Origin of the sequence: Bacteroides stercorirosoris, from assembly GCF_900142015.1 — a bacterium.
In the GTDB taxonomy this organism is placed as follows: Bacteria; Bacteroidota; Bacteroidia; order Bacteroidales; family Bacteroidaceae; genus Bacteroides; species Bacteroides stercorirosoris.
Window position 1 is genome coordinate 33,839 of sequence record NZ_FQZN01000005.1, and the last position, 22,313, is coordinate 56,151.

Here is a 22,313-nt window from a genome sequence, read left to right on the forward strand (position 1 = left end):
CCCACCACCGTTTCCCTCTTAATTATCAATTGTCAATTATTCACGTCTTCCTGCAACAGTATGCCATAGCTTGCCGGATCAAAGTCAGGACGTTCCATCTCATGGCGGAGACGTGAACTCTGATTCTTCTTCACCCGGTCGAAATAGTTGTTTACTTCGCGGGCATTGGCAAAGTTGCGGTCACGACGATTATACAATTCTTCAAAATAAGCATGCATGGCATTCTCCGCTTCAGGGGTCAGGGTGAGTTTGTCCTTCTTTGCTTTCATCATGAAGATTTGCGCCAATTCATCGGGATTATAGTCCTCGAAATGGATCACTTTGGTGAAGCGTGACTCCAAACCGGAATTTGTATCAATCCACTGACGGATTTCACGCGGATAACCGGCTGCAATGCAAACCATCTTACCCTTATAATCAAGCATCATGGGCAAAATCGTATTGGTTGCTTCCTGGCCAAAATTATCTCCCATCAATGAGTAGGCTTCATCAATAAAAAGTACTCCACCCACCGCACGTTTCACCACGCGCGCCGTTTTTTTAGCGGTTTGTCCCACATAGCCTTCCACCAAATCTTTCCGCGTCACTTCGAGCAGGCGATTGCTGGGTAATACTCCCAAAGAATAGAATATATTCCCCATAATACGCGCCACAGTGGTCTTTCCCGTACCCGGATTTCCCACAAAGAGGTAATGGTCTACCACTCCCTGGAACTTCTTGCCCATCGCTTCAGCCTTCGCACGTTCCACTTTGATGTAATCGACAATTTCTTTCACCTCACGCTTCACACCCGTCAGCCCAATTAATTGGTTGAGTTCAGTCATACATTCTTCCTCGTCAATCATCTTCGGCGGATCATACGGAATATCTTCCGCCTCAATGGTCAGATACAGTTCACGGGTTAATGTCTGCCCGCCGGCATGCAACTGAGCCAAACGATTGGCACGACGGCTCTTGGTTTTCTCGAAAAGCTTCACCATTTCACCGGCATTTCCGAAATTCTCATCCTTGGACGCCAACATCTCATCCACCAGTTTCGTCAGCACCTCTTCGGCTTCAGGAGTTAGCGTATTGCCTTTCTTCCTGATAAGAGAACGATAGATAGCTATCAGCTGGTCCGCCGTATAGTCCTCTATATGCAGGAAGTTGCTGAAACGACGGCGGAAACCCGGATTAGCATTATTGATGAATTCCTCCATCTCAGTCCGGTAACCGGCACATATCACGACAAACTTTCCGGCATCTTTCACCATACGGGTCATCAGAGCCTCCACAGCCTCCACTCCCGTCTGATCCTTGCTGCCTCCGGCACTGATAGGCATCAGAACGTATGCTTCATCGATGAAAAGGATGCCTCCCATAGCTTCATCACAAGCCTTGTCCATCAGTTTGGCAGTCTCATTCTGATAGGTGCTTATCAGACTTTTCCGCTCCCGCTCTATCACTTTATCGGTAGGCAGCAAGCCGATAGCTTTGAAGATTTCACCCAGTTTACAGGCAATGGTCGTTTTGCCGGTCCCCGGATTACCTGTCAGAACGATATGTACGGGTGTTATTTCAGCATCGGCAATGCCCATCTCCATCATTTCCTTATCCATTGCTATCTTATTTGCCAATGCCCGTATTTCAGCTTTCACACTATCCATGCCGACAAATTCATCCAACTCGGCAAGTACAGCATCAAGGCTCTTTACATTCTTGCTTTCCTCACCTTCGATATCGGCACGCGTCAGCACGTGTACCATAGAAGTATCATAATCCGGCGTACCTTTCAGTTCCAGCAAACGCACTCCCTGGTTCTTGATGGCACGGTCCAGCGCATTCCTCATTTCACGGGCATTACCGAAATTGCGTGTACGTGTCAGATACATCTTCGAGAAGTAATTACGGATAAATACCTCAGCCTCTTCATCCAGCGTCAGATGCTCCTTTTTCACCTGCCGACGGAAGATTTCCGCCAATTCATCGGCTTTATAATCGCGGAAGTTCACTGTTTCATTGAATCGGGAAGCCATACCGGAATTGGAGCTCAGGAACTCTCCCATCTCCTTCGTATATCCGGCGGCAATGGCAACGAATTGCCCGCGCCTGTCTTCCACCAGTTTCAGCAATGTATCAATCGCTTCCTGCCCAAACTGGTCATTATCTCCCTGTTTCAACGTATAGGCTTCATCAATAAAGAGCACACCGCCCATAGCCATATCTACATATTTCTCCACAGCCAAAGCTGTCTGTCCTACGTATCCGGCCACCAGTTCTTTACGGGAAACTTCCACTAACTGGCCGACAGGCAATACTTCCAGTGAATTAAGTATATCGGCGAAGATACGGGCAATCGTAGTCTTACCCGTTCCGGGATTACCGAGAAATAAGAAGTGATCCTTCACTTCGCGCCGGGCACCGTCTCCCTTCCGGTCGCGTTCAAAATCTATTTTATTAATGATTTTCCGTACCGTTGCCTTGATTTCATCGATTCCGACAAATTCGTCCAGTTCAGCCATGATTTCTTCATAACTCTTCTGCCGGAATTCCTTGCCGGGAACATCCGCCGCAACAGCAACCGATGCATTCGGATCACGCTTGATAGTATTCGCAAAAATATCCGCCGCCTTTTTCACTGCCAGATGTCCGTTGCCAAAGTCATCAGATTTCTGCCGCATCTCTTGTTTGAACACACGCTCCAGCTTGGCATCCGCTTCTTCATCCAATGTTATTCCATAGCGGTTCTTGAGTTCATTGACGCAAATCTGTTTCAATTCGTCCACGCTGAAATCTTTCAGATCAAAGTAATACTCAAAGCGGTTCCGTACATCCGGATTAGAAACCAGAAACTCTTTAAACGCCGATGAAAGCCCGGAAAGGATAACAATCGGGTCGTTATTCCACTTGTCCATACAACTGAATAACTTATCGAGTTTATTGATGTCATTGGCAGCCCCCGAAGGCAGAAGTTTCTGTGCATTCTCAATACAGAGAATACCTCCTTTTAAGTCGGAAGTGTTCTTATCCCACTCTTTGGCAAACTCTTCATAATCCACCGCATCAATCACTTTCATAGCAGGTTTCTTGATGATGCCACTGGAATACAGCAGCTTTTGCAACACAGCCGCCAACTTCGTCTTACCCGTTCCGGTATTTCCCGTAATAATCATATCCATTCCCAAACGGATGGCGATTCCACTACTCTGCGCACGTAAGGTAAGCGACTCACAAGTGTTCACCAAATCCTGCAACTGATTCTTCACGGTCTCCATACCCACCAGTTCGCGCAGAGGCTCGGTAGCTTTGGTCACTACATGGGCGCCACACCATTTACAGAAGACTGCGCTTTCACGGTTCGGTTTATTACATTTCGGACAATTCATACTTATTCGCTTTTATCAGTTCCCGACAGCCGCTTTTGCTTTCGTAAAACTGAATTTCACTTGTTTTTTAGTCGTATAATTCTCGTAAGTTCCTTCAAAAGCATCCATTCCATCGCCGGAGAATGAACCATTGTACTGGCCGTCAAGCGTGCCGTTCTTGTGTACATCGTCAAAATGAATGGTATTCGTAACCGTATTCACGCTACCCTTCAACTCTTCATTAGTGAGGTTTTTATATTGTACATGTATGGTTGCTTTCAGTCCCTCCGAACTTGCATTCGTAATATTCAGTGTCGCATCGCGTCCCTCAAACGTACCTGTCCATGTGCCCACCAGCTCTTTAATCTTACCGTCATTCTGCAAAAATCGAGAAGCATCCAAGCCAAATGCAGGAGTGTATTGCATAAACAGATAGGCCAACCATCCCACCACTACCATTGAGAGTATAGCCCGATAGGAAAATTTACGGATACAGTCTTTCAGGTATTTGGCATATTGCGCGGATTCACCGCCAATAGAAGACTCAAAGTGGCTTCCCACATCCGCCTTAAAAGCAAAGTGTAACGGCTCCAAACCGGTCTCTTCAAAACCGGGATTCAACAGATGCTCATGCGACCTCCGTTCAACCGGAAGCTTCAGATAACAACTCTTCATCAGATAATAAGCCAACAGAAGCAAAAGTCCTGCCAAGACATAATGTGCGTATGGCATAATCAGATTCAAGACAAAATACACTGCATAGTAGACAATTGCCCCCACAATAAAGCCCAGAATCACACTTCCGATAAGATTCTCGAAGTCAGAGGTCACAAAAATGAGAATACCCAGAATAATACCCATCGTCACAATAGCGCCCAGCGAGAAGCCCGGCAATGGGTTCTCGGTAAACGGGAGCCCATAAAAACACAATGCGGCCGCAAAAGAAAGTATGGGAATAAAGCAAAGCACTCCAAGCAACACACGCATTATAGTCAGTGTGCGGCAACGCAAACGTACTTTTCGGATATTCTTATTCACAAAATCCGTAGCGATGCGGAAGTTAGAGACATCTGTATCCTTACTGTCTATTTTCTCGATGAATTCGAGGTATTTTACCGTTTCCTGTTCATAAGCAAACTTGGGTGACAGGTTCTTAAGCGGATTTTCCTGGAAGAAGGAGGTCAGCCAGTCTCTTAAATACCCGTTTTCCAGTTCATTCTTCACTTCCTTCGATGGAATGGACTTTAATTCGCTTAAATCAGTGATACTCTTATCGCTACCTTTGAAGTAATAGTAAGGTTGAGCACCCAATCCTTTAATAGCTTTAAACGTAGCGATAATCCAGTTGTAAGGTCCTGCCTTACGGAGATTGTCTTTGGATTTCAGTTCGAAGCAATAGTCTATCCACTTAATCTTATCATCATATACTCCTTTTGATTTCAGATAGAAGTAGAGGCGTGAACCTTTCATGCCGGACAGCATTCCGAGAATGTAATCGGCATATTCATGGTCCGAATCATTCTTGGGTGTGTTCTTGTAAATCATCAGTTGCTGATTGATGAATTGGGCTATTTGAGTATGCGTAAAGTAATAATTGCTTGCCGTTTCATCCATTTGCAGGGTAAAGGACACCTTCGGACTCAAATTATAAAGTACGCCATAAGTGACGGCCGCATTAGAGGCATTAAAGCCTTTCAGCTGGGTACGTATTTTCCCCACCAAGCCCTTGTCACGAGCTGCCAGCCACACCAAGAAAGAATCTTCCGCCAAATCATTCCATGAATCGGCACTAAGCATATGGTTATAAGCGTAATGCAATACATCTTCCGGAGTGTTGCAACGTCCCAGATTCCCCTTTTCATCGATCAATTCATAAGGGCGTGAGGGATCAAGCTCGTAAATCAAGCGCCACAAAGCTTCCCGCTGGCGGTCTTTCTTATTAAACAACGGAACAACATCGTCCGTAAGCCGCTTCAAATCATGCGCATTAAAGAAAAGGAAAAGAGGGTCATTGGAATTTGCCAATGTCGACTGATAAGTACCGAAATTCTCGACGAGCGACTGGGCTATTTCTTCGGCAGTAGTCCGCGGACGGCCTTTGATATCATAATAAGGCATATCCACATTGAGCATATAACACGCCGCATACAATCCGGCTGTCTGATCTTTCGGATAGCGTTTTTCGACAATGTCTTCAATCTCCGTAGCCAGTTCAGGACGCTGATTATCCGTCAACCATTTAGTCAACTTCCCCGTATAGAGATATTTAATGGCAAGACTTTGGTCTTGTCGCATAAAATCGGCCAATTGCTCGGGAGAATGGGCTACCTGATTCTTTCCGGCATTAAAAATAATGCTGAAGCTACGTCTGCTCTCCTGTCCTGCAAAGTCACTGAATACATCTTCTCCGCGTGCCCAACGGACAATCTCCATAAAACCGCAACGTTTTTCCGGTTGTGGAGCAGTCAGTGCCTTTATCAGCTTCAATGTACGTCCGGACAAGTCCGCCGGAAAGGGCAAATCACCGGTACGCTTGCGCTTCATCAGCTCAAATTCTCTTTCTTTGAACTCTTTTTCTCCCATCCACAGACAAAGCAAAACCATGCCAAGAGAATAAAAGTCACTCTTCGTATCAATTTCCACCCGATTTTCTCCCGGAACGGTGTAGTACATTTCGGGTGCCGCATAAATACGGGTACGGGCCTGGTCGGTACGGGCAATACCGTTTTCATTACACCTCACCGAAATACCGAAATCTCCCAGCAATACTTGTTTCTGTGTCTCATCGGCAAAGAAAAAGTTACCCGGCTTTATATCACGGTGAATGAAACCATGCTTATGACAAAAATCAATGGCAGCCGCCGCCTGTTTAGCTATTTCACAAAGTTTACTTTCATTTCCACGCAAACTTATCTTATCCAAAGAACCACCTTTGCAATAGTTCATTATCTCATAATGCCTCAATTCACCGTGAACACGGGGATTATCCCACTGACCGTGATCTATTATATCCACCAATAGTCCGGAGCGAGGAGATTGTCTGATAATTTCAAGTATCTGATGATTAGGAGGAGGTTCAATACCAACATAATAGAGTTTCAGAACGTATTGCTTTCCCTTATTCTCTACCAAGAATATCTGGGCTTCTCCAGTTCCGTCCGAAATAGCCTTTATCACCCTGTAATTCAGCCCTTTAATCAGATACTCGGTATCATATTGACGAGTGATTGCCTCAATCACCTTTTGTTGTTCGGCACGCAGAGTGGCATCATTGGCTGACGCCGGACGCAGAGTCTTATCTTCTACAGCACCGACATGCAAAGTCTTATCGATACCTGCCGCGCCGGGACGCAAGGTTTTATCAACATTGGCAACACTTGGGCGCAAAGTTTTCTCCCCCTCGCCAGGGCGCAGTGTTTTATCACTGTCTCTCAAGTCGCTCATATATTATACAGTTTTAAATTGGCTTATCGGTTTCCACCAGAATCAATCATCCTGATATTCAAAAGTCTTCGTAACAGTTACCACATCTTCATAAATCCATGTACCTCCCAGTTCCGGCTGCGCACATTCACTCGGCTGATTATGCTGGCAGCCGCAAAGATTGCATACCCAGCAAACAGGAGCTTTCGAAACCGACTTCCGCAAAACAGGCAGTTTTCTTGCTGAATAATAATTCCGTTGCATTTGCGGAGTCATATCTCCTTCCGGACGAAGTTTTTCCATAAGACCCCGCATTTCTTCCAACTTCTCTTTATACAATTGCTTCGCCTCGTCGAGATCCACTCTTTTCACATTCAATTGTATTTTGGGACGTGCCTGCACGGGAGTTTCTTTGAGGGGTTTGGGTTTGGGAATGGAGATTTCTTCCAAAGAACCGCTACCGGCAAAAAGGTCTTTATATTGCTGTATCAGTTTTTTGTCGGCTTCACTCAGCTCAAGCTGTGGAGGTTCCGAATCTTCTTCGGATATTTCTCCGGAAGGAGTGTCCAGTATTCGTTCTTCCAAATCGGCAAGTTCCTGTGCCAACGCCAGCATTTCCTGAAAGACCGGATCATGCTTGGCTTTCTGCATTTCCTGCATAGCCATTTCATTCAGCGGACGATTACACTTCCGGCAGAAACTGCGAAAATTCAAAGTATTGCAATCCGGGCAGATAATTCCTGTGCGCGGATTACCGCAGTCGGGACAAAAGGAATCATCCGCTTCCATCGATGCCCCGCAAAAAGAACATAACTCTGCATGCAGACTTTGCCCGCAATGGGGACAAATCTCCCAATCTGCTTGAATCGGGACACCACAACGAACGCATGATTTCCCCTTCAACGGCATCCCACATTCCTCACAGAATTTATCACCACTGTGGCAGGGCGTCCCACAATTAGGGCAACATTGCGGCTGTTCCGCTTGCTTTTCCGTAGTTTTTTGTTGCGTCTTTACCTGCTGTTCCGATAAAGACTGATGTTGTTGTTCCATAAACCGTATTCAGACTTTAAGTTGACTTACCAGATTTTAAGTTTCCAAATATATCAATTTATTCAGTGAATAAAGTGGCAATACGTAAAAAAGATGGAGGAATAGCTGTTTTTTTCGTAACTTTGCACGGTTTTAAATACATTGAATGAATGGAGTTTAAATACGACGTTATTGTAATTGGCGCCGGACACGCCGGCTGTGAGGCTGCCGCTGCCGCAGCAAATCTGGGTTCAAAAACCTGTCTTATCACCATGGACATGAACAAGATAGGACAGATGAGTTGCAATCCTGCCGTAGGTGGTATTGCCAAAGGGCAAATCGTACGCGAAATAGATGCATTAGGAGGATACATGGGGTTGGTTACCGATCAAACCGCCATCCAGTTCCGCATACTAAACCGTTCTAAAGGTCCCGCCATGTGGAGCCCGCGTGCGCAATGCGACCGCAACAAGTTTATCTGGACATGGCGCGAAATCCTGGAGAATACTCCGAACCTGCATATCTGGCAAGATACCGTACGTGAAATCCTCGTTGAAAATGGAGAGGTAGTAGGCTTGACGACTTTGCTGGATGTTACTTTCCGTGCCAAATGCATTGTATTAACCGCCGGAACTTTCCTGAATGGTTTAATGCACGTTGGGCGCACCAAACTTGCCGGTGGCCGTATGGCAGAACCTGCATCCTACGAATTAACCGAATCCATCGCAAGACATGGCATTGAATACGGGCGTATGAAAACCGGCACTCCCGTCCGCATTGATGGTCGGAGCGTGCACTATGAATATATGGAAATACAAGATGGAGAATCTGACTTCCATAAGTTCTCATTCATGGACACCAGCGTCCGCCACTTGAAGCAACTTCCATGCTGGACTTGCTTCACGAACGAAGAGGTGCACCGTGTGTTACGTGAAGGGCTACCAGATTCTCCCCTTTTCAACGGACAAATCCAAAGCATCGGCCCCCGCTATTGCCCCAGCATTGAAACTAAAATCGTCACCTTCCCCGACAAAGAGCAGCACCAACTTTTTCTGGAACCCGAAGGAGAAACAACGCAAGAACTTTACTTGAACGGCTTCTCTTCTTCACTCCCGATGAATATCCAAATCGAGGCATTAAAGAAAATCCCGGCATTCAAAGATTTGGTTATATACCGCCCGGGCTATGCCATCGAATATGACTACTTCGACCCTACCCAACTGAAGCATACGTTGGAAACGAAGAAAATCAAAAATCTGTTCTTTGCCGGACAAGTGAACGGAACCACCGGATATGAAGAAGCGGCCGGACAAGGAATCATCGCCGGCATCAACGCACATATCAATTGCCACGGCGGCGAGCCATTTACACTGGCACGCGACGAAGCATATATCGGCGTATTAATCGACGACCTCGTCACGAAAGGAGTAGACGAGCCTTATCGTATGTTTACTTCACGTGCTGAATACCGCATCTTATTACGCATGGACGATGCCGACATGCGCCTTACTGAAAGGGCATGGAAACTCGGACTCGTCAAGGGCGACCGCTACGAACTGTTGAGACGGAAGCGTGAAGCCATCAACAGCATTGTAGAGTTCACCCGCAGTTATTCGATGAAACCGGCGCTAATCAATCCGGCATTAGAAAGATTAGGCACTACTCCCCTGCGTCAAGGATGCAAATTAGTAGATCTGATAAACCGTCCGCAAGTGACTATCGAGAATATGGCGGAACACGTCGATGCCTTCCGCCGGGAACTGGAGAAGATTACCGAAAGAAAAGAAGAAATCATTGAAGCCGCCGAAATCCTCATCAAGTATGAAGGGTACATCGGACGCGAACGAATCATTGCCGATAAACTGGCCCGACTGGAAAGCATCAAGATAAAAGGAAAGTTCGACTATAATTCTATTCAATCCCTTTCCACCGAAGCCAGACAAAAGCTGATGAAGATTGACCCGGAAACAATCGCTCAGGCAAGCCGAATTCCGGGAGTATCACCAAGCGATATAAACGTCCTGCTGGTACTTTCGGGCAGATAGCGCGGGACGTTCCACGTGAAACAAAAGAATTCAATAAACGCATTAAAAATACTGATTATGAGCAAAGAAACTCTTGCGAAAAGCATTCGGGAAATCCCCGATTTCCCTATACCGGGAATCCTCTTTTACGACGTAACAACATTATTCAAAGCCCCTGCCAGACTGCAGGAACTTTCGGACACCATGTACGAAATGTATAAAGACAAAGGCATCACGAAAGTCGTAGGCATTGAATCAAGAGGGTTCATTATGGGACCTATCCTTGCCACCCGCCTGGGCGCAGGTTTCATCCCCATCCGTAAGCCCGGCAAACTCCCCGCAGAAACAATAGAAGAAAGCTACGATAAGGAATACGGCAAAGACACCATTCAGATACACAAGGATGCATTGGATGAGAACGACGTCGTGTTGCTTCACGACGATTTGCTTGCAACAGGTGGAACAATGGAAGCAGCCTGCAAGTTAGTGCAGAAGATGAACCCGAAGAAGATTTATGTAAACTTCATCATCGAGTTGAAGGAATTACATGGAAAAGATTTATTCAGCAAAGACGTAGACGTGCAGTCGGTACTTTCTTTATAACCGGCTTCTTAGCCCAAACAGACTAAAGAAATCCATGGAGAATAACCCGGAACTGAAAACCAGCGAATATCTGAAAGGGATCGTGTTGAACCTCCCCGAAAGCCCCGGTATTTATCAATATCTGAATACCGAAGGGGTTATCATATACGTAGGCAAAGCCAAAAACTTAAAGCGAAGGGTTTCCTCCTATTTCAATAAAGAGCACGAACCGGGAAAAACAAGGGTACTTGTCAGCAAGATTGCAGACATACGTTACATTGTCGTTAATTCCGAGGAAGACGCACTATTATTAGAGAATAATCTGATCAAGAAGTATAAGCCGCGCTATAACGTGCTTTTAAAGGATGATAAGACTTATCCTTCTATCTGCGTGCAAAACGAATACTTCCCGCGGATATTCAAGACACGCAAGATCATACGCAACGGTTCTTCTTATTTTGGTCCTTATAGCCATGTGCCTTCCATGAATGCATTGCTCGATCTTATCAAGCATTTGTATCCGTTGCGTACTTGCAACCTCAACCTCTCGCCCGAAAACATCAACGCAGGCAAATTCAATGTTTGTCTGGAATACCACATCAAGAACTGTGCAGGCCCCTGTGTAGGCAAACAATCACTGGATGACTACATGAAAAACATCGGTGAAATCAAGGAAATCCTCAAAGGGAACACGCAGGAAATAGAACGGATGTTATTCCAACAGATGCAGGTACTGGCGGCTGAAATGAAGTTTGAAGAAGCGCAAAGGGTCAAGGAAAAGTATATGTTGATAGAGAACTACCGTGCCAAATCAGAAGTAGTGAGCAATGTACTGCACAACATTGACGTATTCTCTATAGAGGAAGACAGCGATGAGAAATCAGCTTTCATCAATTATCTCCACATCACAAATGGCGCCATCAATCAGGCATTTACCTTTGAATACAAAAAGCGGCTGAACGAGACGAAAGAAGAGCTTCTGCAATTGGGTATCATCGAAATGCGCGAACGCTACAAGAGTCTTTCACGCGAAATCATCGTACCTTTTGAAGTGGATATGGAACTGAAAGATGTCGTCTTCACCATTCCCCAAAGGGGAGATAAGAAGAAGCTGCTGGATCTTTCCATCTTGAACGTGAAACAGTATAAGGCCGACCGATTGAAACAGGCTGAAAAGCTGAATCCGGAACAGAGAAGCGTCCGGCTAATGAAAGAAATACAGGATGAGCTGCACTTGGACCGACTGCCTATACAGATAGAATGTTTCGATAACTCGAACATTCAAGGCTCCGATCCCGTAGCTGCCTGTGTAGTATTCAAGAAAGCCAAACCCTCCAAACAGGACTATAGAAAATATAATATAAAGACGGTAGTAGGCGCAGACGATTATGCTTCTATGAAAGAAGTCGTCAGACGCCGCTATCAGCGCGCTATCGAGGAGAAAGCATCCTTACCCGACCTTCTTATCACCGACGGCGGAAAAGGGCAAATGAGCGCCGTAAAAGAGGTGCTGGACGAACTGAATCTGAACATTCCTATCGCCGGACTTGCCAAAGACGGTAAACACCGCACATCAGAGCTGCTCTACGGCTTTCCACCGCAAACTATCGGATTAAAGCAAAACACCCCCCTTTTCCGGCTTCTGACGCAGATACAGGACGAGGTTCACCGTTTTGCCATCACCTTCCATCGCGACAAACGCAGCAAGCGGCAGATTGCCTCCGAACTGGATGAGATAAAAGGCGTCGGCGAAAAAACGAAATCAGCCCTACTCAAAGAGTTCAAGAGCGTGAAACGCATCAAAGAAGCATCTTTAGAAGCCCTCACGGCAGTGGCAGGAGAAGCCAAAGCGAAAGTCATTAAAGAGCACTTCGGGATGGCTTAACCGCTACGATTTATTTGTTAAGTGCCAATACCTTGCCATGCGCTTGGCAAGGTTGTGCCATAAGCTTGGCAAGACAGTGCCACAGGCATGGCAAGACTGTGCCATAGGCATGGCAATGTTGTGCCAATGCGATGGCAAAGACAAAGGGATTAATGCCGGTAAAACGCCCCTACAAGCGGGGCAAATTCACATAGACGCGAACAAATCCCCATCAATAAGTGTAGTAGTGAATAATCATACGCCCAAATTACAGGCAATCACGAATTTATTCGTAACTTTGCAGTCCGGAAAAGATTAAAAAAATTAGGATAAAAGAACATGAGAATAGTCATACAACGTACCGGACACGCATCCGTTACAATCAATGGAACTTGCAAATCTGCTATTGGAAAAGGACTTTTGATACTGGTAGGCATTGAAGAAACAGACGGGCAGGAAGATATCGACTGGCTCTGCAAAAAGATTGTCAACCTCCGCGTCTTCGACGATGAAAACGGAGTGATGAACAAATCCATTCTTGACATCGACGGAGAAATATTGGTAATAAGCCAGTTCACCCTCCACGCCTCCACTAAAAAAGGTAACCGTCCCTCGTACATACGGGCAGCTAAACCTGAAATTTCCATCCCGCTGTATGAACAGTTTTGCCAAGAATTGAGTTCTTCATTAGGTAAAGAAATAGGTACTGGCGAATTTGGCGCCGATATGAAGGTAGAATTATTGAACGATGGTCCTGTGACCATCTGTATGGATACAAAAAATAAGGAATGATGACATTAGAAGAAGCTCAGCTACAAGTAGACAGCTGGATTAAAAAGTATGGTGTACGCTATTTCAGCGAACTCACCAACATGGCCGTCCTTACCGAAGAGGTAGGCGAACTGGCAAGAGTTATGTCCCGCAAATACGGCGACCAGTCCTTCAAAGAAGGAGAAAAAGACAATATCGATGACGAAATAGCGGATGTCCTCTGGGTACTTCTCTGCATTGCCAATCAGACGGGTGTAAACGTCACAGAAGCCTTTGCCCGCAACCTGGAGAAGAAAACCAAACGGGACAACACCCGACATATCAATAATCCTAAATTGCATGACCATGGAGAAGAATGAACCCACACAGAACAAGTATGATGCCGCATTGGCAAAGTACAACACCCAGCTGAACGATGCGGAAGTAGCCGCCAAAGTAGCAAAACTCATCGCAGAAAAAGTGCCCGGAAACCATACGGAAGAAGTCAAAAAGTTCTTGTTCCACTGCATCGACCTCACCACGCTGAACACCACGGACAGCGATGAAAGCGTGATGAAATTCACGGAAAAAGTAAACCAGTTCGATGATGAGTTCCCCGATTTGGAGAATGTTGCAGCCATCTGCGTCTATCCTAATTTTGCGGAAATCGTAAAGAGCACCCTGGAAGTGGAGGATGTAAAGATAGCCTGCGTTTCGGCCGGATTCCCCTCTTCACAAACCTTTACGGAGGTGAAAGTTGCAGAAACCGCTATGGCACTGATGGAAGGTGCGGATGAAATAGACATCGTCATTTCAGTGGGAAAGTTCCTGAGCGGAGATTACGAGAGTATGTGCGAGGAAATACAGGAACTGAAAGATGTCTGTAAAGAACATCACATGAAAGTCATACTGGAAACAGGTGCCCTGAAGACAGCTTCCAACATCATGAAAGCCTCTATCCTATCCATGTATTCGGGTGCGGACTTCATCAAAACCTCTACCGGAAAACAGCAACCTGCCGCAACGCCGGAAGCCGCCTATGTGATGTGCCAGGCCATCAAGGAATATTATGACATGACCGGTAATAAGGTAGGTTTCAAGCCTGCCGGAGGCATTAATACTGTAAATGATGCGGTTATTTACTATACCATCGTTAAAGAGGTGCTTGGCGAAGAATGGCTTGACAATCAATGGTTCCGCCTGGGTACCAGCCGTTTAGCCAATCTTTTGCTTTCTGAAATCAAAGGGGAGGAAATGAAATTCTTCTAAGAAGAAGCATATTCAGTCAAAAATAAAAGCGAAGGGCTCATCCTCTTCTTACTGAGAAATGAGTCCTTCGCTTTATTTTTGAGGCAATATCTTATAGTTACTTATCTCTGTCCACCACAAAATCCAGATAAGCCACGAGAGCGGCTTTCACATCTGTATCAGCCAGGGTCTCCAGCAAAGATAAGGCCTTTTCTTTATACGCGTGCATTGTCTTTATCGCATATTCAATGCCCCCATACTGCTTGGCGAACTCGATTAAACGGGCGATTTCATCGGATGTAGCACTTCCATCCTTTACCTTCATAGCGATTTCTTCAGCTGCCTTGTCGCAAGTTGAGTTCAAAGCATAGAGCACAGGGAGGGTTAACTTGCCTTCAAGCATATCGTTGCCCGTAGGCTTGCCTATCTCCTTACTGTCGTAATAGTCGAAAATATCATCCTTAATCTGGAAACAAAGACCGATATATTCACCAAACAGGCGCGCAAATTCAGCCTGTTCATCGGTCACTCCCACCGAAAGAGCACCCGCTTTGGTGCAAGCCGCAAAGAGCACAGCCGTCTTCTTACGGATTACATCGAAATAGATTTCTTCGGAGAACTGGAGATTGCTTACATTGGAAAGCTGAAGAAGCTCCCCTTCCGACAGGTTCTGTCCGAGGCGGGAAACCACGTCGATAATAGCATAATTATGCGTCTTGCCCACCTGCACAAGCGAGGTTGCCAACAGATAGTCGCCCACCAACACCGCTACCTTATTATTATAAATAGCATTCACCGACAACTGCCCCCGACGTTCGGTGCTTTCATCCACCACATCGTCATGAACCAGACTGGCCGTATGCAATAATTCAAGGGAAACCGCCGCATGAAGGGTCTCCGGACAAACCGGACCATATAATTTGGCTATAAGCAAGAGCAACATCGGACGCATCATTTTCCCGTTCTTTTTCCGAATGTGTGAGATTGCTTCATTCAGTAAAAAGTTGGAACTGGTAAGTGAAGTGTCGAACAGCTTCTTAAATTCATCCAGTTCTGCCGCTATCGGAGATTTTATAAGTGATGAGTTGTCCATGCATCGCTATTTTCCCACAAAAATAGTAATAAAACAGTTAATACCGTATTTTTTTGTACTTTTACCATGAAAAAAAGGATAAATATATGAATTCTGACGATAAACTGTTTCTTCTCGATGCCTATGCATTGATATATCGCGCCTATTACGCGTTCATCAAAAACCCGCGGACCAATTCCAAAGGGTTCAATACCTCTGCCGTTCTTGGCTTTGTGAACACGCTTGAGGAAGTGCTCAAAAAAGAAAATCCAAGCCATATCGGCGTCGCTTTCGACCCTGCCGGACCCACCTTCCGCCATGAAGCATATGAACAATATAAGGCACAACGGGAGGAAACTCCGGAAACCATACGGCTTTCCGTACCTATTATAAAGGATATCATCCGCGCATACCGCATCCCTATCCTGGAAGTACCGGGCTATGAAGCCGACGATGTTATCGGCACGCTTGCCACGGAGGCGGGGAAGCAGGGCATCACCACCTACATGATGACCCCTGATAAAGACTACGGCCAGTTGGTATCCGAAAACGTATTTATGTACCGACCCAAGCACACAGGCGGCTTTGAGGTCATGGGCATAGAGCAGGTGAAAGCCAAGTTCGACATCCAGTCCACCCGGCAAGTCATTGATATGCTCGGACTGATGGGTGACGCCTCCGACAACATTCCCGGTTGTCCGGGCGTCGGAGAGAAAACCGCACAAAAGCTGATCAGCGAATTCGGCAGCATCGAAAATCTGTTGGAACATACCGACCAACTGAAAGGCGCCCTGAAGACCAAAGTGGAGAACAACCGCGAAATGATTACCTTCTCCAAATTCCTTGCGACCATCAAAATTGATGTTCCTATCCAGCTTGATATGAAAGCACTCGTTCGCGAAGAACCGAATGAAGAAGAACTCCGGAAAATTTTCGAAGAGATGGAATTCCGCACGCTCATCGACCGCGTACTTAAAAAAAGCAATTCCCCCTCCCCTTCTTCCGAAACTCCCGACCTTTTCTCAGCAAGTCCGCTTTTTGCCCAAAATAATGGTCCTGTCCAAGGCAATTTGTTTGAAGAATTTGCGCCCGACGGGACGGAAGAGCCGAAAAAATCAAATCTCGCGCGTTTAGAAACGCTTAATCCGGACTATCAACTCATTGATACAGAAGAGAAAAGAGCGGGAATTATTAAAAAGTTACTTACAACGAAAATTCTCTCAATAGATACAGAAACCACTTCGGCCGAGCCAATGGAGGCAGAATTGGTAGGAATGAGTTTCAGCGACACCGAAAATCAGGCTTACTATGTTCCGGTTCCGCCCGAACGGGAAGAAGCGTTAAAAATAGTAAATGAGTTCCGCCCGCTTTACGAAAATGAAAATTCGGTGAAGGTGGGACAAAATATCAAGTACGACATTCTTGTCCTCCAAAACTATGAAGTGGAAGTGAAAGGCGAACTTTTCGACACAATGCTTGCCCATTATGTGTTGCAACCCGAACTTCGTCATAACATGGATTATCTGGCGGAGATTTATCTGCAATATCAAACCATCCACATCGACGAGCTTATCGGTCCGAAAGGAAAGAACCAGAAAAACATGCGCGACCTTCCGCCGGAGGACGTTTATAAATATGCCTGCGAAGATGCGGACGTAACCCTGAAATTGAAGAACGTACTCGAAAAGGAGTTGAAGGAGCAAGGCGTGGAACATCTCTTCTATGAAATAGAGATGCCCTTGGTGCGCGTGCTTGTCAATATGGAAAGTAACGGAGTCCGTATAGACACCGAAGCGCTGAAACAGACGTCCGAACACTTCACCGCCCGCCTGCAAGAAATTGAGAAAGAAATCTATGAGCTGGCAGGAGAGACTTTCAACATCGCCTCGCCCAAACAGGTAGGTGAAATCCTGTTCGACAAACTGAAAATCATTGATAAGGCGAAAAAGACCAAGACCGGGCAATACGTCACCTCCGAAGAAGTACTGGAAAGCCTGCGCAACAAGCATGACATCATCGGGAAAATTTTGGAATACCGTGGACTGAAGAAGCTCTTGGGAACATACGTAGATGCTCTCCCTCTATTGATTAATCCACGCACAGGGCGCATCCATACCTCTTTCAACCAGGCAGTCACAGCCACCGGACGGCTCAGTTCCAGCAATCCGAACTTACAGAACATCCCCATCCGCGACGAAGACGGCAAGGAAATCCGTAAGGCTTTTATTCCGGACGATGATTGCGAGTTCTTCTCTGCCGACTACTCACAGATAGAGCTGCGCATTATGGCGCATCTGAGCGAAGACAAAAACATGATTGACGCATTCCTCAGCGGATATGACATTCATGCCGCCACCGCCGCTAAAATATATAAGATAGATATCAAAGACGTCACCTCCGATATGCGCCGTAAAGCCAAGACAGCCAACTTCGGCATCATCTACGGCATCTCCATCTTCGGACTGGCAGAACGTATGAACGTAGACCGTAAAGAGGCCAAGGAACTGATTGACGGATACTTTGAAACCTATCCGCAAGTACGTGAATATATGGATAAGAGCATACAAGTAGCCCGCGAGCAAGGTTATGTGGAGACCATCTTCCACCGCAAACGCTTCTTGCCCGACATCAATTCAAGAAACGCAACCGTGCGCGGGTATGCAGAGCGCAATGCCATCAATGCCCCCATCCAGGGAAGTGCCGCCGACATCATCAAAGTTGCCATGGCGCGCATCTATAAACGCTTCCAAGCTTACAATCTGAAAGCAAAGATGATTTTACAGGTTCATGACGAACTAAATTTCAGCGTTCCAGAGGCTGAAAAAGAGTTCGTGCAACAAATTGTAATCGAAGAGATGGAACGAGCATATCGTATGCACGTACCTCTGAAAGCCGATTGCGGGTGGGGAAAGAACTGGCTTCAAGCCCACTAAACCATCTTATAACTTTATTTAACTTACAATCAGAAAGCAACCGAAGCATTTCATTCAAAATACAGTTTGCTCACCAGAATATCCGGCAACATCACTGCCGGATATTTTTTTGTCATCAATATTGGCAAAAAGAAAGAGTAAGCAACTACGCACTCCTAACATTTTGACTATATTTAAACTATTTATTGCATTTATGTCAATTTAATCCGTACCTTTGCGGCGGTTTTAATGACATATTGATAAAAAACAGTAAGAGATAACTTAAAAACATATAGAGCCATGAAAACAAAAGTATTTTTAAAAACAGTTGCTTTGTCAGCAGTAATTCTGTTTGGTAGCATTGTAGCTTCTGCAGCTAACAAAAACAACCTCATTTACAATTCGGAAGAAAAAGACGGAGTGATGGTAGGACAGACCGTTTACAAGATGGACGGCAGCACTTTAGCAAACTATATGAAGTACAGCTACAAGTATGACGACCAGAAACGCATGACGGAAAGTGAAACGATGAAGTGGAACAGCACAAAGAACGCTTGGGAAAACGATCTCCGCGTTTGCTATGTTTACCAGGGAAAAAGTCTCACTACTACTTACTACAAGTGGAACAGCAAACAAAAAACATATGTCCTTGTTCCTGACATGACAGTTACAATGGACAATCCTAATCTGTAAAAGACGACAGATTCTCTCTTAAAATTCTAACAAATTGAACAAACCGAAACCTTTATAAGTTTTGTACACCAAGTGAAAGCCGGAATACGTGATGTATCCCGGCTTTTTTCATAACTTTGCCGCCCATAGACTAAAAGTTAAGTTATCTTTGTATCCCAAAAAGAAATAGCCGACAATACAATGGAAGATAAAAATATAACTACCGAATATACCTGCTTCCTGAATGAGATAACCCTTCGCATCCGTTCTGCCCAATATGAAGCACTGAAAGCAGTCAACAAAGAAATGATTGCCCTTTACTGGGAAATAGGCAAACGAATTACAGAACAGCAAGCTATCTCAGGATGGGGAAAATCTGTAGTAGAAACTTTATCCCGGGATATACAGAAAGAATTTCCGGGAATAAAAGGTTTTGGTGTTTCCAACATGTGGGACATGGCCCGTTTTTATGCTGAATATCAATCAAATGAAATTCTCCAACCATTAGTTGGAGAAATCAGTTGGTCTAAACATATCGTCATCCTAACAAAATGCAAAGAGACACAACAACGCCAATTCTACATTTTGGCAACCAGAAAGTTTGGATGGACCAAAGATGTACTCATCAATAAAATAGAGCTAAAAACTTACGAGAAATATTTGCTCGGGCAAAACAACTTCGACAAGACCTTACCCGAAAAGATAAGAAACCAGGCTGTTCTTGCACTTAAAGATGAATACTCACTGAACTTCGCCGGATTGGACGAAGAGCATTCCGAATACGAACTGGAGCAATCTATCGTTAAGAATATCCGGTCATTCCTGATGGAGTTCGGACCGGATTTCTCATTCATTGGCAATCAATATAAGTTAGTAGTGGATGATACAGAGTATTTCATCGATTTACTTTTATACAACAGGCGTTTGCAGGCTATGATTGCTATTGAACTAAAAATCGGAGAGTTCAAACCGGAATACAAAGGAAAGATGGAATTCTACCTGAACGTACTTAACGATACCGTAAAACTCCCTCACGAAAACCCCGCAATCGGCATCATTATTTGCAAATCCAAGAAGAGAACAACTGTAGAATACGCCCTAAAGAGTTCTAATCTCCCTATTGGTGTAGCTACTTACAGCCTGTCGTCAGAATTACCGGATGATTATAAAAAGCTGCTCCCGGCACCGGAGGACATTGCAAAGAAATTAGAAGTACTGATAACTAAATAAAGGAAGAAACATGATACCTGCCTCCCTCACCCACTACATCGAAACGGAAATTATCCCGCGTTACGAGCATTTTGATAAAGCTCACAACCTTTCACATGTGCAGACAGTGATTGAAGAAAGCCTTTCACTTGCCGCGAAATATGACGTAAATGAAAGCATGGCATATACCATCGCTGCATACCATGATACAGGACTTTGCCGGGACAGAGCTACGCACCATCTCCTTTCAGGCGAGATTCTGAAGCAAGACGAAACACTCCGCCAATGGTTTAGTGAGGAAGAAATCGAAATCATGAAAGAAGCGGTGGAAGACCATCGCGCATCTGCCGAGCACGAACCACGAAGCATTTACGGTAAAATAGTAGCAGAGGCAGATCGTGTGATTGACCCCATCATCACCCTGCGCCGTACCGTACAATATGGCTTGAAGCAGAAACCGGAAGCGGAAAAAGAATGGCATTATCAGCGTTTTCATCAACATCTGATGGAGAAATATGCACCGGGCGGATACCTGAAGCTTTGGTTCCCGGAATCAAAGAATGCAGAACGGCTGAAAGAACTGCAAAAGATTATCGCAGACGAAGCACAGTTGAGGAGTATCTTCCAACAGTTGTTTGCCGAGAAAAAGTAATAAGCATGAATAACCACGCTTAATATATTCTTTACCTCATTCTCTTTAAACTATGCCCTCTTCTTCTTTAATACTTCCACTTACCAACACCCCCATGTTAGTAACTACGACACCCGGGTGTTAGTACTACTTACATCCCCATGTTGATATTACCAACACCCGGGTGTAGGTAAGTATATCTTAGCATAATAACAAAGACATCTTTAAAGGACATGCAGAGTATGTTCTACTCTCCATCCTTTCAAAAAGCTGAATCTACTTGCATTTACCACTAATCTTCAGATGAAAACAAATGCCCCCAATGGTAAAAAAGTACAATCCGTAAGGCAATAAACAGAAGAATACCTATCTTTGCAGGCAGAAAACAAAGTAATAACGAAATAGATAATGGCTTTACAATGTGGTATTGTCGGCCTGCCGAACGTAGGCAAGTCGACGCTTTTCAACTGTTTGTCCAACGCAAAAGCGCAGGCGGCAAACTTCCCTTTTTGTACAATAGAACCAAATGTGGGTGTAATCACCGTGCCCGATGAGCGCCTAACGAAGCTCGCCGAACTGGTACATCCGGGACGCATCGTGCCCACTACGGTGGAAATCGTAGACATTGCCGGACTCGTAAAGGGTGCCAGCAAAGGCGAAGGACTGGGTAACAAATTCCTCGCGAACATTCGTGAAACGGATGCTATCATCCACGTACTGCGTTGCTTCGACGACGAGAACGTGACACACGTGGACGGAAGCATCAACCCGGTGCGCGACAAGGAAATCATCGACTACGAGTTGCAACTGAAAGACCTGGAAACCATTGAAAGCCGCATCCAGAAAGTGCAGAAGCAAGCACAGACGGGTGGCGACAAAGCTGCCAAACTGGCTTACGATGTACTGGTGCAGTATAAAGAAGCACTGGAACAAGGCAAAAGCGCACGCACCGTGCAGTTCGAGACCAAAGACGAACAGAAGATTGCCAAAGAGCTTTTCCTCCTGACCAGCAAACCGGTGATGTACGTCTGCAACGTGGACGAGGCAAGTGCAGTGAACGGCAATAAATACGTGGAAATGGTGCGCGAAGCAGTGAAGGACGAAAATGCCGAAATCCTGATTGTAGCCGCCAAGACCGAAGCGGACATCGCCGAGCTGGAAACATATGAAGACCGCCAGATGTTCCTCGAAGAAGTAGGATTAAAGGAATCCGGTGTAAGCCGCCTGATTAAATCGGCCTACCAATTGCTGAATCTGGAAACCTTCATCACCGCCGGAGAAATGGAAGTGAGAGCATGGACCTATCAGAAAGGTTGGAAAGCTCCGCAATGCGCCGGAGTTATTCACACCGACTTTGAAAAAGGATTCATCCGTGCCGAAGTTATCAAGTACGAAGACTTCATCCAGTATGGCAGCGAGGCTGCTGTACGCGAAGCCGGAAAGCTGGGCGTGGAAGGCAAAGAATACGTGGTGCAGGACGGAGACATCATGCACTTCCGGTTCAACGTCTGATTTACGGAACTCATTATAAATCGCCCGCCGGATGGCGG

Annotated in this window: 15 protein-coding genes; 11 read left to right on the forward strand and 4 right to left on the reverse strand. The window is 45.5% G+C overall.

Annotation, left to right across the window (positions count from 1 at the left end; all coding sequences use genetic code 11):
* Positions 1–32 precede the first annotated feature (32 nt).
* From BUC01_RS05215 to BUC01_RS05225, 3 genes are read right to left on the reverse strand one after another with little or no spacing between them, the layout of a single operon-like run.
* Positions 33–3,365, reverse strand: a complete 3,333-nt coding sequence (locus BUC01_RS05215) for an AAA family ATPase (protein ID WP_025830858.1) — start codon at positions 3,363–3,365, stop codon at positions 33–35.
* A 15-nt stretch (positions 3,366–3,380) separates the two neighbouring features.
* Positions 3,381–6,788, reverse strand: coding sequence for a protein kinase domain-containing protein (locus BUC01_RS05220; RefSeq protein ID WP_073312937.1), 3,408 nt, complete (start codon positions 6,786–6,788; stop codon positions 3,381–3,383).
* A 42-nt stretch (positions 6,789–6,830) separates the two neighbouring features.
* Positions 6,831–7,820 carry a zinc ribbon domain-containing protein gene (locus BUC01_RS05225; protein ID WP_081795747.1) on the reverse strand — a complete coding sequence of 330 codons (990 nt, stop codon included), beginning with the start codon at positions 7,818–7,820 and terminating at the stop codon, positions 6,831–6,833.
* 149 nt (positions 7,821–7,969) lie between these two features.
* Between BUC01_RS05225 and mnmG the strand changes: the two genes are divergently transcribed.
* The 6 genes from mnmG to deoC all read left to right on the forward strand — a co-directional run bounded on the left by mnmG (position 7,970) and on the right by deoC (position 14,288).
* Positions 7,970–9,844, forward strand: a complete 1,875-nt coding sequence (gene mnmG / locus BUC01_RS05230; RefSeq protein ID WP_073312939.1) for a tRNA uridine-5-carboxymethylaminomethyl(34) synthesis enzyme MnmG — start codon at positions 7,970–7,972, stop codon at positions 9,842–9,844.
* 57 nt (positions 9,845–9,901) lie between these two features.
* On the forward strand, positions 9,902–10,426 hold the full coding sequence (locus BUC01_RS05235) for an adenine phosphoribosyltransferase (protein ID WP_025830856.1): 525 nt from the start codon (positions 9,902–9,904) through the stop codon (positions 10,424–10,426).
* 34 nt (positions 10,427–10,460) lie between these two features.
* Positions 10,461–12,290, forward strand: coding sequence for an excinuclease ABC subunit UvrC (uvrC, locus tag BUC01_RS05240; RefSeq protein WP_073312941.1), 1,830 nt, complete (start codon positions 10,461–10,463; stop codon positions 12,288–12,290).
* 318 nt (positions 12,291–12,608) lie between these two features.
* Positions 12,609–13,061 (forward strand): D-aminoacyl-tRNA deacylase, encoded by a 453-nt coding sequence (dtd, locus tag BUC01_RS05250; protein ID WP_025830854.1) that lies wholly within the window; start codon positions 12,609–12,611, stop codon positions 13,059–13,061.
* A complete protein-coding gene (locus tag BUC01_RS05255; protein WP_025830853.1) occupies positions 13,061–13,399 on the forward strand; it encodes a nucleotide pyrophosphohydrolase in 339 nt (112 codons plus the stop codon). Before dtd ends, BUC01_RS05255 begins: the two co-directional genes overlap by 1 nt.
* A complete protein-coding gene (gene deoC / locus BUC01_RS05260) occupies positions 13,386–14,288 on the forward strand; it encodes a deoxyribose-phosphate aldolase (protein ID WP_025830852.1) in 903 nt (300 codons plus the stop codon). Before BUC01_RS05255 ends, deoC begins: the two co-directional genes overlap by 14 nt.
* Before the next feature lie 97 nt (positions 14,289–14,385).
* On the opposite strand, the gene BUC01_RS05265 is transcribed toward deoC, so the two are convergent.
* Complete coding sequence (locus BUC01_RS05265; protein WP_025830851.1) at positions 14,386–15,360, reverse strand: polyprenyl synthetase family protein; 975 nt, start codon at positions 15,358–15,360, stop codon at positions 14,386–14,388.
* An 86-nt stretch (positions 15,361–15,446) separates the two neighbouring features.
* On the opposite strand from BUC01_RS05265, the gene polA reads away from it, so the two are divergent.
* From polA to ychF, 5 genes are all read left to right on the forward strand, one after another.
* Complete coding sequence (gene polA / locus BUC01_RS05270) at positions 15,447–18,272, forward strand: DNA polymerase I (protein WP_073312943.1); 2,826 nt, start codon at positions 15,447–15,449, stop codon at positions 18,270–18,272.
* Positions 18,273–18,551: 279 nt separating this feature from the next.
* The gene (locus BUC01_RS05275; RefSeq protein WP_025830850.1) at positions 18,552–18,944 is read left to right on the forward strand and encodes a DUF3836 domain-containing protein; all 393 of its coding nucleotides are present in this window, start codon (positions 18,552–18,554) and stop codon (positions 18,942–18,944) included.
* A 180-nt stretch (positions 18,945–19,124) separates the two neighbouring features.
* Positions 19,125–20,153, forward strand: a complete 1,029-nt coding sequence (locus BUC01_RS05280) for a PDDEXK nuclease domain-containing protein (protein ID WP_025830849.1) — start codon at positions 19,125–19,127, stop codon at positions 20,151–20,153.
* A gap of 10 nt (positions 20,154–20,163) precedes the next feature.
* Positions 20,164–20,784, forward strand: coding sequence for an HD domain-containing protein (locus BUC01_RS05285; protein ID WP_025830848.1), 621 nt, complete (start codon positions 20,164–20,166; stop codon positions 20,782–20,784).
* A 387-nt stretch (positions 20,785–21,171) separates the two neighbouring features.
* On the forward strand, positions 21,172–22,275 hold the full coding sequence (gene ychF / locus BUC01_RS05290; protein WP_044534838.1) for a redox-regulated ATPase YchF: 1,104 nt from the start codon (positions 21,172–21,174) through the stop codon (positions 22,273–22,275).
* The last annotated feature ends 38 nt before the right edge of the window (positions 22,276–22,313 follow it).

Coding starts and splice junctions, on each gene's coding strand:
- BUC01_RS05215 (WP_025830858.1), bottom strand. CDS start 3,365: ATGAATTGTCCGAAATGTAATAAACCGAACCGTGAAAGCGCAGTCTTC.
- BUC01_RS05220 (WP_073312937.1), bottom strand. CDS start 6,788: ATGAGCGACTTGAGAGACAGTGATAAAACACTGCGCCCTGGCGAGGGG.
- BUC01_RS05225 (WP_081795747.1), bottom strand. CDS start 7,820: ATGGAACAACAACATCAGTCTTTATCGGAACAGCAGGTAAAGACGCAA.
- mnmG (WP_073312939.1), top strand. CDS start 7,970: ATGGAGTTTAAATACGACGTTATTGTAATTGGCGCCGGACACGCCGGC.
- BUC01_RS05235 (WP_025830856.1), top strand. CDS start 9,902: ATGAGCAAAGAAACTCTTGCGAAAAGCATTCGGGAAATCCCCGATTTC.
- uvrC (WP_073312941.1), top strand. CDS start 10,461: ATGGAGAATAACCCGGAACTGAAAACCAGCGAATATCTGAAAGGGATC.
- dtd (WP_025830854.1), top strand. CDS start 12,609: ATGAGAATAGTCATACAACGTACCGGACACGCATCCGTTACAATCAAT.
- BUC01_RS05255 (WP_025830853.1), top strand. CDS start 13,061: ATGACATTAGAAGAAGCTCAGCTACAAGTAGACAGCTGGATTAAAAAG.
- deoC (WP_025830852.1), top strand. CDS start 13,386: ATGGAGAAGAATGAACCCACACAGAACAAGTATGATGCCGCATTGGCA.
- BUC01_RS05265 (WP_025830851.1), bottom strand. CDS start 15,360: ATGGACAACTCATCACTTATAAAATCTCCGATAGCGGCAGAACTGGAT.
- polA (WP_073312943.1), top strand. CDS start 15,447: ATGAATTCTGACGATAAACTGTTTCTTCTCGATGCCTATGCATTGATA.
- BUC01_RS05275 (WP_025830850.1), top strand. CDS start 18,552: ATGAAAACAAAAGTATTTTTAAAAACAGTTGCTTTGTCAGCAGTAATT.
- BUC01_RS05280 (WP_025830849.1), top strand. CDS start 19,125: ATGGAAGATAAAAATATAACTACCGAATATACCTGCTTCCTGAATGAG.
- BUC01_RS05285 (WP_025830848.1), top strand. CDS start 20,164: ATGATACCTGCCTCCCTCACCCACTACATCGAAACGGAAATTATCCCG.
- ychF (WP_044534838.1), top strand. CDS start 21,172: ATGGCTTTACAATGTGGTATTGTCGGCCTGCCGAACGTAGGCAAGTCG.